Origin of the sequence: Polaromonas sp. AET17H-212, from assembly GCF_002379085.1 — a bacterium.
GTDB lineage: Bacteria > Pseudomonadota > Gammaproteobacteria > Burkholderiales > Burkholderiaceae_C > Polaromonas.
In genome coordinates this window covers 15,015-28,089 of sequence record NZ_NBZW01000020.1, presented here as the reverse complement: position 1 = coordinate 28,089, position 13,075 = coordinate 15,015, and the positions used below count along the sequence as shown (strand labels likewise).

The 13,075-nt window shown below is 63.6% G+C and carries 13 protein-coding genes; 8 read left to right on the top strand and 5 right to left on the bottom strand.

Annotated features, from left to right (window positions below; translation table 11 throughout):
• Positions 1-164 precede the first annotated feature (164 nt).
• Positions 165-2,294: an ATP-dependent DNA helicase RecG gene (gene recG, locus B7G53_RS15345; protein ID WP_096669218.1), complete on the top strand. Its 2,130-nt coding sequence runs from the start codon at positions 165-167 to the stop codon at positions 2,292-2,294.
• A 60-nt stretch (positions 2,295-2,354) separates the two neighbouring features.
• On the opposite strand, the gene B7G53_RS22545 is transcribed toward recG, so the two are convergent.
• Entirely contained in the window at positions 2,355-2,552 is a 198-nt protein-coding gene (locus B7G53_RS22545) for a hypothetical protein (protein ID WP_217992623.1), read from the bottom strand.
• Between the two features lie 20 nt (positions 2,553-2,572).
• The gene (locus tag B7G53_RS22540) at positions 2,573-3,154 is read right to left on the bottom strand and encodes a hypothetical protein (protein WP_141396352.1); all 582 of its coding nucleotides are present in this window, start codon (positions 3,152-3,154) and stop codon (positions 2,573-2,575) included.
• 254 nt (positions 3,155-3,408) lie between these two features.
• On the opposite strand from B7G53_RS22540, the gene B7G53_RS15340 reads away from it, so the two are divergent.
• From B7G53_RS15340 to ubiA, 5 genes are all read left to right on the top strand, one after another.
• Positions 3,409-3,786 carry a type II toxin-antitoxin system RelE/ParE family toxin gene (locus tag B7G53_RS15340; RefSeq protein ID WP_096669216.1) on the top strand — a complete coding sequence of 126 codons (378 nt, stop codon included), beginning with the start codon at positions 3,409-3,411 and terminating at the stop codon, positions 3,784-3,786.
• Positions 3,776-4,111, top strand: coding sequence for a helix-turn-helix domain-containing protein (locus B7G53_RS15335; protein ID WP_096669214.1), 336 nt, complete (start codon positions 3,776-3,778; stop codon positions 4,109-4,111). Before B7G53_RS15340 ends, B7G53_RS15335 begins: the two co-directional genes overlap by 11 nt.
• 208 nt (positions 4,112-4,319) lie before the next feature.
• Complete coding sequence (locus B7G53_RS15330) at positions 4,320-5,306, top strand: LysR substrate-binding domain-containing protein (RefSeq protein ID WP_096669212.1); 987 nt, start codon at positions 4,320-4,322, stop codon at positions 5,304-5,306.
• 122 nt (positions 5,307-5,428) lie between these two features.
• Complete coding sequence (locus tag B7G53_RS15325; RefSeq protein ID WP_096669210.1) at positions 5,429-5,947, top strand: Dps family protein; 519 nt, start codon at positions 5,429-5,431, stop codon at positions 5,945-5,947.
• 25 nt (positions 5,948-5,972) lie between these two features.
• Complete coding sequence (ubiA, locus tag B7G53_RS15320) at positions 5,973-6,836, top strand: 4-hydroxybenzoate octaprenyltransferase (RefSeq protein WP_096669208.1); 864 nt, start codon at positions 5,973-5,975, stop codon at positions 6,834-6,836.
• An 84-nt stretch (positions 6,837-6,920) separates the two neighbouring features.
• On the opposite strand, the gene proC is transcribed toward ubiA, so the two are convergent.
• The 3 genes from proC to glpK form a co-directional block, all read right to left on the bottom strand.
• A complete protein-coding gene (gene proC / locus B7G53_RS15315; protein ID WP_096669206.1) occupies positions 6,921-7,757 on the bottom strand; it encodes a pyrroline-5-carboxylate reductase in 837 nt (278 codons plus the stop codon).
• 6 nt (positions 7,758-7,763) lie between these two features.
• The gene (locus B7G53_RS15310) at positions 7,764-8,957 is read right to left on the bottom strand and encodes an esterase-like activity of phytase family protein (protein WP_096669204.1); all 1,194 of its coding nucleotides are present in this window, start codon (positions 8,955-8,957) and stop codon (positions 7,764-7,766) included.
• A gap of 65 nt (positions 8,958-9,022) precedes the next feature.
• Positions 9,023-10,516: a glycerol kinase GlpK gene (gene glpK, locus B7G53_RS15305; RefSeq protein WP_096669202.1), complete on the bottom strand. Its 1,494-nt coding sequence runs from the start codon at positions 10,514-10,516 to the stop codon at positions 9,023-9,025.
• A gap of 279 nt (positions 10,517-10,795) precedes the next feature.
• Between glpK and B7G53_RS15300 the strand changes: the two genes are divergently transcribed.
• Together B7G53_RS15300 and rplN are read left to right on the top strand one after the other, a co-directional pair.
• Positions 10,796-12,382 (top strand): FAD-dependent oxidoreductase, encoded by a 1,587-nt coding sequence (locus B7G53_RS15300; RefSeq protein WP_441338987.1) that lies wholly within the window; start codon positions 10,796-10,798, stop codon positions 12,380-12,382.
• Between the two features lie 322 nt (positions 12,383-12,704).
• Positions 12,705-13,073, top strand: coding sequence for a 50S ribosomal protein L14 (rplN, locus tag B7G53_RS15295; RefSeq protein ID WP_007869247.1), 369 nt, complete (start codon positions 12,705-12,707; stop codon positions 13,071-13,073).
• Positions 13,074-13,075: the final 2 nt, after the last annotated feature.

Here is a 13,075-nt window from a genome sequence, read left to right as displayed (position 1 = left end):
CGGAGCAACGCCGCATGGCGCTGTGCGGGTGGCGCAATCGGGTGCATAGCGCTGTCATCCACAAGATGAGTGTCAGCGAAAAGGTGAATGACGGTATTCAAGCGGCTTTTTCGAAATTTGGAAGCGGTCAACTGTGGTTTCCGGGTTGACGGCACAATTGTCCCATGCCGACCCGGTCTGTCCCCGCTGCTTCTCCACCCAAGGCGCCGGCTGCTGCGGCAGGCGCCGGCGCGGCGGTAGCGCCCAAGTCCCAGCCGCAGAAAGCGCTGGAAAAGCTGGGCCTGCGCCGCGACATTGATTTGGCGCTGCACCTGCCCCTGCGCTACGAGGACGAAACCCGCATCACCCGGCTGGCCGATGCGCGCGACGGTGACATGGTGCAGATCGAGGCCCAGGTCACGCACAGCGAAATTGCCTTCCGCCCGCGCCGGCAGCTGCGCGTGACGGTGGACGACGGCAGCGACACCTGCGTGCTGCGCTTCATCAACTTTTACCCGGCGCACCAGAAAACCCTCAGCGTCGGTGCACGCGTGCGGGTGCGCGGCGAGATCCGCGGCGGGTTTGTGGGCCGCGAGATGGTGCACCCGAGTTTTCGCGCCGCCGGCGGCGAACTCGCCACCGCGCTGACACCGGTGTACCCCACGGTGGCCGGTTTGCCGCAGACCTATTTGCGCAAGGCCGTGCTCGGCGGGCTGGCCCGGGCCGACCTGGCGGAAACGCTGCCGGCCGAATTTTTAAGCAAAAACCTGCCTCAGCCCTTGTCCAGCCTGCGCGAGGCGCTACAGTTTTTGCACCACCCGACGCCGGACGTGATGCTGGCCACGCTGGAAGACCGCAGCCACCCGGCCTGGCAGCGCCTGAAGGCCGAGGAGCTGCTGGCCCAGCAGCTGTCGCAGTTGCAGGCGCGGCGTGTGCGCGCCGCCATGCGCGCGCCGCCGTTGCGGTCGCCTGTGCATGGCCCGCAGTGCACGCTGCAGGAGCAGTTGTTGGAGCGCCTGCCGTTTCGCCTGACGGCCGCGCAGCAGCGCGTCGGCAGCGAGATCGCGGCCGATTTGACCAGGCATGTGCCCATGCACCGCCTGCTGCAGGGCGACGTGGGCTCCGGCAAAACCGTGGTGGCGGCGCTGTCCGCGGCGCGCTGCATGGACGCCGGCTGGCAGTGCGCGCTGATGGCGCCCACCGAAATCCTGGCCGAGCAGCACTTTCGCAAGCTGATCGGCTGGCTCGAACCGCTGGGCATCCAGACCGCCTGGCTCACCGGCAGCCGGAAGGCGAAAGAGCGGCGCGAAGCCCTGGCCATGATTGAAAGCGGCGCGGCCGGCCTGGTGGTCGGCACCCATGCGGTGATCCAGGACAAGGTGATTTTCAAAAACCTGGCGCTGGCCATCATCGACGAGCAGCACCGCTTTGGCGTCGCCCAGCGGCTGGCCCTGCGCAGCAAGATGACCGAGGGCGGAGAAGAACCGCACCTCTTGATGATGACGGCGACACCGATCCCGCGCACCTTGGCCATGAGTTATTACGCCGACCTCGACGTTTCCACCATTGATGAACTGCCACCGGGCCGCACGCCCATCGTGACCAAGGTCGTCAGCGAGGTGCGGCGCGACGAGGTGGTGGAGCGCATACGCAGCCAGCTCGCCGAGGGCCGGCAGGTCTACTGGGTCTGCCCGCTGATCGAAGAGAGCGAGTCGGTCGACCTGATCAACGCCACGCAGACGCACGAAGCCCTGAGCGCCGCCTTGCCCGGCACCCAGGTCGGCCTGCTGCATTCACGCATGCCGCCGGCCGAAAAAAAGGCGGTGATGGCGCAGTTCACCAGCGGCCAGCTCGGCGTGCTGGTCAGCACCACGGTCATCGAGGTCGGCGTGGACGTGCCCAATGCCTCGCTGATGGTGATTGAACACGCCGAACGTTTTGGTCTGAGCCAGCTGCACCAGCTGCGCGGCCGGGTCGGGCGCGGCGCTGCGGCCTCGGCCTGTGTGCTGCTGTATTCGACCGGGGACGCGCCACGCCTCGGTGAAACCGCGCGCGCCCGGCTCAAGGCCATGGTGGAGACGCAGGACGGCTTCGAGATTGCCCGGCGCGATCTCGAGATCCGCGGGCCGGGGGAGTTTCTGGGTGCGCGGCAGTCCGGCGCGCCGCTGCTGCGGTTTGCGGACCTGGCGACGGATACCGAGCTGCTGGCCTGGGCGCGGGCATTGGCGCCGGGGATGTTGGACAAATACCCTGAGCTGGCGCATCGGCATATTTTGCGGTGGCTGGGGGGGAAGGCGGAGTTTTTGAAGGCTTGAGTTGGGATTGCTAACTTTAAAGCCCCGTGGAACCGAAGGTGATCCATTGGAGGGAGCGGTTCATGCCTTTACTACCCGAGCGATTTCGCGCATGAGTTCGGCGCCCACGGCAAGGCCACGTTGATAACTTGCAGCATGAGTTTCGTGATGCGCTCCTTCGTGGTTACGGCATTCCAGTAGTCCGTCAGCAACGCCCTTCTTAAAAGACAGGCCATGCCCATGGGGAATCTCGGGAATTTCAGCTTGAATGGTAGTCATCGGTGATTCATTCAGAGCGTTCATTTCGGACAGCCTTCGCCGAGATGCGCGCACATATATGTTGTTGGACAGCTTTCAAACGCATTCATCTTCAGAGCGAGAGGTGTAGCGTTCTTGTTGATGGCCCGAAGGTTGATCAACTGGGCGTATAGAACCGCTCGATCATTCTTCCCATTTTTCTTCAAAGTTGGATGACGATCAACAAGTTTCTCCCATGACGGGTCATCAAGATTGTCACGTGCCTCCGCAACTGCTTCAATCGCTCGAGCGTATGCCCTGCACTGTTCCAAGATCGATTGACTATGAGCGGTTGATGCTACCGAGATCAAGATCGTTGCGCAGGCCGCGAGTCCTTTGAAGTTCATGATGGTGTTCCGTGTTGGGTAAAAGGTATAAAAATATTGTTTAGCCATTGCGAGGCCAAGCTGACAAAAACCAGGAGCAGCTCCTGATGCAGATAAACCTTGTTGGACTGAAGCGTTGGCCGGGATGGCCGATAGTGGTGGCACAGGTTTGTCATTTTCATCCTTCCGCCCGAGCAAATTGTGACCGGATTTTTGCACTGATTGCTGCGACCCATGACCAATGGCGTGAATTGACATGGCCCGTAGCGGCGGGCCGAATTTGAGTGGAGCCTTGGGTTTTGGCGTAAAACGGCTGTTAGCCCTTTAGATGCGGGCGTAATTTGCTACTGAGTTTCTAGCGTTTCCAGAACTCTGGTTGAGCTTATCGAGGTCGTTTCTAGTCTGGCCAGATTCCCCACTCCTTCTGGCTGCTCTGATTCAGAAACATCCGTTCTCAATGACATTTTTTAATGGCTATTGCACCAGGTGCTATAAGCGATTAAAATTCGTCAATGAAACGTGTCTTCAAAACCAAGACGTTTGACCGCTGGGCGCGCAAGGTGGTGAGCGATCTACTGCTTTGCCAGGCCGCCAGCGAGATAGAGCAGGGTTTGTTTGAAGCGGATTTGGGTGGCGGGGTTTGCAAGAAGCGCGTGGCGGTGCCCGGACAGGGCAAAAGTGGATCGACCCGTACCCTGGTGGCCAAGAAGCACAAGGACGCCATTTTCTTTCTGGCCGGGCGTGAGAAGAGCCAGCCGGGGTCTGATTTTTCGGACAAGGAAGTGGAAGCCACGAAAATCATCGCGTCTGGACTGCAGGCTGCAGACGCTCAAAAACTTGATGAATTGCTTGCGGCTGAAATCCTGAAGGAGATTTGTAATGGCAAATAAAAAACCAACTGAAAAGAACCGCGTTCTGGACGAGATGATGGAGATGGCGCAGGCCCTGCAAGGGCACGAACTGATCTCGAAACAAGACATGGCAAAAATGAATCTCATCTGCCAGCGTCCACCCGAATACACCGCCGAAAAAGTCACGGCCATTCGCGTGGGAAGGGCAAAGGTCAGCCAATCGGTGCTGGCGTCCATCTTGAACGTGAGCGTTTCAGCCGTTCAAAAGTGGGAGTCACCCAGTTCAGGCAAGCACCCCAGTGGCGCAGCGGCCAAACTGCTTCAGCTCATTGACAAAAAGGGCCTGGAATCCATCGTTGCTTGAATAGGGTCGCGCTGCGCTCATCGCAAACCTGGCACCGCTTCCCTCCAAGCAAAAAGCAGACAATCAAGCCCATGACGCTCACCGAACTCAAATACATTGTTGCCGTGATCTTGGGAGGGACAGGGCGAGGGGCCCCGCTTGTGGGGGTCGACCCCCGGACAAGATCGTTGGCGATGGCCGCAGGCGCTTGCAGAAATGGTGAACCTGGATGACTCTCACAGAGCTTAAGTACATCGTGGCCGTCGCCCGCGAGAAACACTTCGGCAGGGGCGCCGAGGCCTGCCATGTGTCGCAGCCGACCTTGAGCGTTGCGATCAAGAAGCTCGAGGAAGAGTTGCAGGTCAAGCTGTTCGAGCGCAACGCCAACGAGATCACGGTGACGCCGCTGGGCGAAGAGATCGTGCGCCAGGCGCAAAGCGTGCTGGAGCAGGCCGACAGCATCCGCGAGATTGCCAAGCGCGGCAAGGACCCGCTGGCCGGCGCCTTGCGGCTGGGCGTGATCTACACCATCGGCCCCTACCTGCTGCCCGACCTGGTGCGCCAGGCGATTGCGCTCACGCCGCAGATGCCGCTGATGCTGCAGGAAAACTTCACCGTCAAGCTGCTCGAAGAGCTGCGCACCGGCGAGATCGACTGTGCCATCCTGGCCGAACCTTTTCCCGACACCAACCTGGCGATTGCGCCGCTGTATGACGAACCGTTCATGGCGGCCGTGCCGAGCAACCACCCCTTGGCCGCGCGCAGCAATATCACCGCCGAAGAACTGAAAAAAGAAACCATGCTGCTGCTCGGCACCGGGCACTGCTTTCGCGACCATGTCCTTGAGGTCTGCCCCGAGTTCGCCCGGTTTTCGAGCAATGCCGAGGGCATACGCAAAAGTTTTGAAGGCTCGTCGCTGGAGACCATCAAACATATGGTCGCGGCCGGCATGGGGGTGACGCTGGTGCCGCGGCTGAGCGTGCCCAAGGAGGCACTGCTGCTGCCGCCGGCGCCTGCCAAAGCCGTTTCAAAAGCCAAAAACCGGGAAGTGCCGGAGTTGCCCTCCTACATCCGCTACCTGCCGTTTGAGGGCCATGTGCCGACGCGGCGTGTGGTGCTGGCCTGGCGCCGCAGTTTCACCCGTTACGAAGCGATCGCCGCCTTGCGCAACGCGATTTACGCCTGCGAGCTGCCGGGCGTGACGCGCCTGTCCTGAGCGGTGCCAGCGGGCATGTCATGACGCCTATCAAGGCGATAAAGTTTGACTGTTGCCTTGGGCTTGCCGATTGCTTAGAGTGATGTCCAGACTCTTTCATCAAAGTCAATCAAGGACACACCATGGCCAAAACATCTTCCAAGGCTTCTGCCGGCAGTACTGGCGCGCCGCCCATCAACATCGGCATCGGCGAAAAAGACCGCGCCGCGATTGCCCAGGGCCTGAGCCGCTTGCTGGCGGACACCTACACGCTGTACCTGACCACGCACAACTTTCACTGGAACGTGACCGGGCCGATGTTCAACACCCTGCATGCCATGTTCATGACGCAGTACACCGAGCTGTGGGCGGCGGTGGACCCGATCGCCGAACGCATCCGCTCGCTGGGCCACCCGGCGCCGGGATCGTATGCGCAGTTCAGCAAGCTGGCCTCGGTCCCCGACGTGCCGACCACGCCGCCCAAGGCGCTGGAGATGGTGCGCATTCTGGTGAAAGGCCATGAGGCGGTCGCGCGCACGGCCAGGGAGCTGTTCCCGGTGGCCGACAAGGCCGACGACCAGCCGACCGCCGACCTGCTGACCCAGCGCCTGACCGTGCACGAACAGACTGCCTGGATGCTGCGTTCGCTTCTCGAAGAGTGATCCGGGTAGCGACTAACATCGCTGCGTGACGCACAAATTACGCCTCTACCTTGAACTGATCCGCTGGGACCGCCCCGCCGGCTGGCTGCTGCTGCTCTGGCCCACGCTGTCGGCGCTGTGGGTCGCGGCGCACGGTTTCCCGGGCTGGCACCTGCTGACGGTGTTCACGCTGGGCACCATCCTCATGCGCAGTGCCGGCTGCTGCCTCAACGACGTCGCCGACCGCGAGTTTGACCGGCATGTCAAACGCACGGCGCAGCGCCCGGTGACACGCGGCGCGGTGTCCGTCAAGGAGGCGCTGGTCGTGGGGGCGGTGCTGGCGCTGCTGGCGTTTGGCCTGGTGCTGACCACCAACACCGCCACCATCGCCTGGTCCTTTGCCGCACTGGCGGTGGCCGTGGTCTATCCCTATGCCAAGCGTTTTGTGTCCATGCCGCAGGCGGTGCTGGGCGTGGCCTTCAGCTTCGGCATTCCCGTGGCGTTTGCCGCGGTGCAGTCGCGGGTGCCGGCGCTGGCCTGGCTGCTGTTGCTGGGCAATCTCTTCTGGGTGATTGCCTACGACACCGAATACGCCATGGTGGACCGCGACGACGACCTCAAGATCGGCATGAAAACCTCGGCGATCACGCTGGGCCGTTTCGACGTGGCGGCGGTTTTGGCGAGTTACCTGATTTACCTGTCTATTTGGGCCTGGGCCCTGATGGATATTGCGCAACCAGCTATTTATTTCATAGCGATTGTGGTGGCGCTGGGGCAGGCGCTGTGGCATGGCTGGCTGATCCGCCGGCGTGAGCGCGACGACTGCTTCAGGGCGTTTCGCCTGAATCACTGGCTGGGCTTCACGGTGTTCGCCGGTATTGCGCTGTCCTACGCCTTTGCCGGGTGGTGATCACACAGGTCGTTGATGTGCTATTAAAACAGGAGCTGTTGGCGCCTGCAAAATAAGGGCTACGGGCCTTTTTTGTTCAAAATATCAGGCCGCGCCGAACTCGTCACCGAGCTCTGCAGCGCGCTGCCGGGCAGCGTGCATGGCGCGGATGAACTGCTGCTTGACGCCGGCCTGCTCCAGGGACGTGAGCGCTGCGTAGGTGGTTCCCCCTTTGGAGGTCACGCGTTCACGCAGGGTCTCCGGTGGCTCGCTGGAGGCTTTGGCCAGGGCGGAGGCGCCGACAAAAGTCTGCACCGCCAGCTGCTGCGCCTGTTCGCGGCTCAGCCCCATCTCGGTGCCGGCCTGCACCATGGCTTCGATGAAATAAAACACATAGGCCGGGCCGGACCCGGACAGGGCGGTCACGGCGTCCAGCTGCGCTTCCTGCGCCAGCCACAGGTGTTCGCCGGTGGTCCGGATCACACGCTCGACCGCCTGGCGCTCGGCGGCGCTGACGGCGGGACGGGCGAAGAGGGCCGTCATGCCTTGGCCGACGAGGGCCGGCGTGTTGGGCATGGCGCGCACGATGCGTTCGGTCGCCAGCCAGGCGGCCATGCTGTCCGAGCGGATGCCGGCCGCGACGCTCAGGTGCAGGGCCTGGCCGGTGTACGGGCCGGCCTGCAGGGCGGCTTCCCGGAAGGTCTGGGGCTTGACGGCCCAGACCACCAGCCCGGCCGAGGCCAGCGCCGCGCCGGGTGCCGCCTCGGCGGCGATGCCGAACTGCGCCTGGAGCTTGGCGCGCTGCTCGGCCCAGGGCTCGACGATCTGGATCCGGGCCGCGGGTGTGCCTTGTTGCAGCAGGCCGCCAATGATGGCGCTGGCCATGTTGCCGCCGCCTATGAAGGCGATGGCGCTGCTGTCTGGGGAAAGGGGTGAAGTCATGAAGGTTCAGTCAAAAAATTCAAAAGCCAGCCATTGGGTGATTTGCCGCGAATTGAAATTGTCGTCGCTAATGAAATGCAGGCTCCGGTTGCCATTCGGAAGCCGCGGTCCCCAGCACATGCCCTCGGTGTTGTCGAGGCGGGCCAGCCGGGGCCCCGGGCCGGCGCCGGTGAAGGTGGAAAAATCGGCCAGCAGCCTCTTGGCGACCGGCTGGTAAGCGCCAGGCTGCAGTGTGGCCAGATTCAGCGTGTCCGTCCCCTCGCGCAGGTCGACCAGGTAAAGGCGCAGCGAATTGCCCGAGACGGCGTCATGCCCCGCCATGTAGGCCCGCTCCAGCACCAGCATGCGGTCGGCGTCCAGCATCAGAATTTCAGTGACGCCGTTGTCGGCCTGGGTGGCCGGCGGAACCGGTGCGCGTGGAATCGCGTCGGGGATGTAGGCGATTTGCCGCACGACCTGCCCGCTGGCCAGGTCCAGCTGGGTGAAGCGGCAGGGCCCGCCCGGCGCCTGCACGGTGGGCAGGGGGCCGTCCTGGCGCAGCGCGCCTTCCATGGCGATCCAGGCTTGGCGGCCATCCGGGCTCAGGGCCAGGCCCTCCAGCGTCAGATTGCTACGCGGCCCCCGTGTCAGCTGAAAGTCGAACATGGCCGGCAGCGCCAATTCGCGCACCAGCGTGCCGTCGGTGCGGCTTTCGCGCAGCGTGGGGGCCGCGCCTGTCAGGGCATGGCCCTCGCTGGTCCACAGCAGGGTCTGGCTGGCCGGGCGCCAGCGGATCGCCTCCGGGTCGGGAACCTGGATGCCTCGCAATGCTGCTGGGTAGGTGCTGCCATCGGCTTGGCGCAGGCTGGTCACGCCCGTCAGGACGGGCTCGCCCAGCCTGTCTGTTTCCAGAGGAAGGCGTGCCGTGTAAAACCGCGCCGGGCTGATGTTCGAGCCATCATCACTGAGCAGGTAATACAGGCCGCTGGCCGCGTCGTAATCCACACCCGACAAGCCGCCGACGGTGGTGCCCTGAAACTGGAGCCGGTGTGGCAGACGGGCCTCGCCGATCAGCCGCAAGCGGGGTGGCGCCAGCGATGCCCGAGCTGGCTTGGCGTGCGACAAGCCCGCCAGACCCAGTGCAGCGGCCGCGCTGTAGCCGAGCACCCGGCGCCGTGTCAGTTCAAACGCGGCTGTGGCGAGCGGGGGGTGGCGGGGCATGAGGCGAGTCTAGCTTTCCCATCTGTACGCGTTGTGACAGGACGCGGACGTCCGCCGGCCCCGGTCTACAAGGCCACAGTCTGCCGCACCGCGTGTTCCCACTGCGCCATCAGGCCGGCCGCGCGGTCGGCGCTCAAGGTGGGCAAAAAGGTGCGCTCTGCGCGCCACATGGCCGAGAGTTCCGCGGTGCTGGCATAGACGCCGCTGGACAGCCCGGCCAGGTAGGCCGCGCCCAGCGCCGTGGTTTCGGTCACGGCCGGCCGGACCACCGGAATGCCCAGCAGGTCGGCCTGGAACTGCATCAGGAGGTCGTTGATGCAGGCGCCGCCGTCCACCCGGAGTTCGCCCACCGGCGCGGCGCCGGCCGCCACCGCATCGCGGCTCATGGCCTGCAGCAGGGCCGCGCTCTGGTAGGCAATGCTTTCCAGCGCGGCCCGCGCAATGTGGGCCACGGTGGTGCCGCGGGTCAGGCCGGTGATGGTGCCGCGCGCGTCGGGCTTCCAGTAGGGTGCGCCCAGGCCGGTGAAGGCTGGCACCATCATGACGCCGCCGGAATCGGGAACGCTTTGCGCCAGCGCCTGCACCTCGCCGCTGCCCTGGATCGCGTGCAGGCCGTCGCGCAGCCACTGCACCACGGCGCCGCCGACAAACACGCTGCCTTCCAGCGCGTATTCGGTTTGCGGCGTGACCTGCGCCGCGCTGGTGGTGAGCAGGCCGTTGTGCGAGGTCTGGAATTTGTGACCGGTGTGCACCAGCATGAAACAGCCCGTGCCGTAGGTGTTTTTGGCCATGCCCTCCCGGAAGCAGGCCTGGCCGAACAAGGCGCTTTGCTGGTCGCCCGCCACGCCGCCAATCGGGATGGCCCCGCCCAGCAGGTCCGGCAGCACATCGCCATAGTGCGTGCTCGACGGCAACACCCGTGGCATCAGGCTCTCGGGAATGTCCAGCAGCGCCAGCAGGTCGGCATCCCAGGTGTTGGCATGCACATTGAACAGCATGGTGCGCGAGGCATTGGTCACGTCGGTGGCATGCACGGCGCCGCCGGTGAGTTGCCACATCAGCCAGCTGTCGATGGTGCCGAAAGCGAGTTCGCCGCGCGCCGCCTGTTGCCGGGCTTGCGGCACGTTGTCGAGCAGCCACTTCAGTTTGGTGCCGGAAAAGTAGGCATCGACCAGCAGCCCGGTTTTGGCCTGGATCAGGTCGGCCTTGCCGTCCTCGCGCAGTCGGGCGCACGTGGCTTCGGCGCGCCTGTCCTGCCAGACGATGGCGTGGTGAAGGGGCTGGCCGGTCTTGCGGTTCCAGACCACGGTGGTTTCGCGCTGGTTGGTGATGCCCAGCGCGCGGATGTCGGTGGCCTTGAGTCCAGCTTTGGCCAGGGCCTCACGCGCCGTGGCGAGCTGGGTGCGCCAGATCTCCATCGGGTCGTGTTCGACCCAGCCCGGCCGGGGGTAGATCTGCGGCAGTTCCTGCTGCGCGAGCGCCACGATGTGGCCTTGCGCGTCAAACACGATGCTGCGGGAGCTGGAGGTGCCCTGGTCCAGGGCAAGCAGGTAGGTCATGGCGATGATCGCAGGATGCGGGTGGGAGGTTTCAGGAGGGCGGTGGCCCTGCAGCTTACCCCGATCGCGGCCTGCAGCGACGGAAATTCCGGGGATGCTGGCGGGCTTGCAGGTGACAGGAGATACGGAAAAAAACAGAGGTGGTCCGACGGCCCCATCGGATCTGCGCGCCATTCCCTGGCTCACTTGGGGCACCTGCGTTTGCCTGCAAGAAAGAGCCAGGCAGGCGAAGCTACGCAGGGGTTTCGTGCGAATCAATGCCGATGGACAATGCAGCCCATGACTTTTGATCCCCCACCGTTGCCGACGCGACGCGCAGACCTGATAGAACGGCTGAAGGTGCCCCATACCTACGACATTGCCATTATCGGTGGCGGGGCCACCGGCCTCGGTGTGGCGCTGGATGCCGCGGCACGCGGATTCTCCGTCGTGGTGGTCGAATCGCACGACTTTGCCAAGGGAACCTCTTCCCGTGCGACCAAGCTGGTCCATGGCGGGGTCCGTTATCTGGCGCAGGGCAATATCTCCCTGGTGCGCGAGGCCCTGCACGAACGGACGCGCCTGCTGGCCAATGCACCGCATCTGGCCCAGCCCCTGCCTTTTGTGATGCCTTCCTACAAGTTCTGGGAGGCGCCGTTTTACGGCGTCGGACTCAAGATGTATGACGCGCTGGCCGGCAAGGCCGGCCTGGGTCCCACCGAATTCCTCAATCGCGCTGAAACATTGCAGCTCCAGCCGACGGCCCGCCAGGCCGGGCTCCGGGGCGGGGTCAAGTACTGGGACGGCCAGTTCGACGATGCGCGGCTGGCACTGGCGCTGGCGCGCAGCGCCGCGCGCGCCGGCGCCTTGCTGGTCAATTATTGTGCTGCGACCGGTCTTGTTCATGAGGGTGGCAAGCTGGTGGGGCTGCATGTGGCTGATCGTGAAAGTGGGCAAGCACTTACGCTGCGGGCTAAATGTATTGTGAATGCGGCGGGAGTTTGGGTCGATCAGTTGCGACTGCTCGACGGCCAGGCCATAGGCCGCGAGGCCAAACCCATGGTCGCGCCCAGCCAGGGTGTTCACATCGTCGTGGATCGATCATTTTTGCCCACTGACCACGCGCTGCTGGTGCCGAAAACCGCGGACGGGCGGGTACTGTTTGCCGTGCCGTGGCTGGGTAAGACCATCCTGGGGACCACCGACACGCCGCGCAACGATCTGGCGCGCGAACCCCTGGCCTTTCGCGAAGAGGTCGACTTCATCCTCGGTGAGTCGGCGCGCTACCTGAGCCGGGCGCCCGGCCCGGCCGATATCAAGAGCATCTGGGTCGGGTTGCGTCCGCTGGTCAAACCCCCGCAAGACGAGGGCGACAGCACTCAGGCGCTGTCGCGTGAACACACGGTCCTGGTCAGCAAAAGCGGTCTGGTGACCGTGACTGGCGGCAAGTGGACGACCTATCGCGCCATGGCCGAAGACGTGCTGGACAGCTGTTTTGACGCTGAGTTGCTGGCAAAACGCCCGGGTGGCGTCACGGCCAGCCTGCAGCTGGTGGGAGCCCAGCCATCGGTCCACAAGATCAGCGACGCACCGGGGATGCATTTATATGGGAGCGAAGCGGCTGTCGTCCAGGACCTGCCGGGGGCGGAGAGGCTGCTGGGCGGCGGCCTGACGGAGGCGATGGTGCGCTTTGCGGCGCGGCACGAGTACGCCCGCACAGTGGAGGATGTACTGGCGCGCCGCTCCCGGCTCCTGTTTCTGGACGCCGCGCTCGCCAGGACCCTCGCGGCGAGCGTGGCGGAGTTGCTGGCGCAGGAAACCGGGGTGGATCCCCGGCTCGCTGATTTCCTGGCCTTGGCCGATCAGTACCTGACTTTGCCGGCCTGACGCCATCCCGTCGCTGCCCAGCGTCGGAGAACTGGCTGTCCATGCTTCATTTTTGATAGCTGCTTGTGCCCGACCCTCAGGGGGTTGAAGCTGTTTTTGCAAATGACTCTGGTGAGGCGGCGTACTTGGCGAACAATTTACAGCGTAAGGTGTTGACAGCCGGGGGGAATTTGTTAATAATCGTGGGCTTCGCTGTAAAAAGCTGAGAATTCTGCCTAACGGAAGCATCGCAAGTGGTTTGTGGTGTGGACGACGGGCCCAAGACTGACTGGCAAGTCTTCCCTCTGGGAAAAGGCGCTGGTGCAAGTTGGGACTAATTTAAATGATTCAAACGCAATCCAAACTCGATGTTGCTGACAACACGGGTGCCAAATCTGTGATGTGCATCAAGGTGCTGGGCGGGTCCAAGCGCCGCTATGCCAGCGTCGGTGATGTCATCAAGGTGAGTATCAAAGAAGCCGCTCCGCGTGGCCGCGTCAAAAAAGGCGAGGTTTACAGTGCTGTGGTGGTTCGTACTGCCAAGGGCATTCGTCGCGGCGATGGTTCACTCGTCAAATTCGATGGCAACGCAGCTGTGTTGCTTAACGCCAAGCTGGAGCCTATCGGCACCCGCATCTTCGGACCGGTCACGCGCGAGTTGCGCACTGAGAAGTTCATGAAGATCGTGTCCCTGGCTCCTGAAGTTCTGTAAGG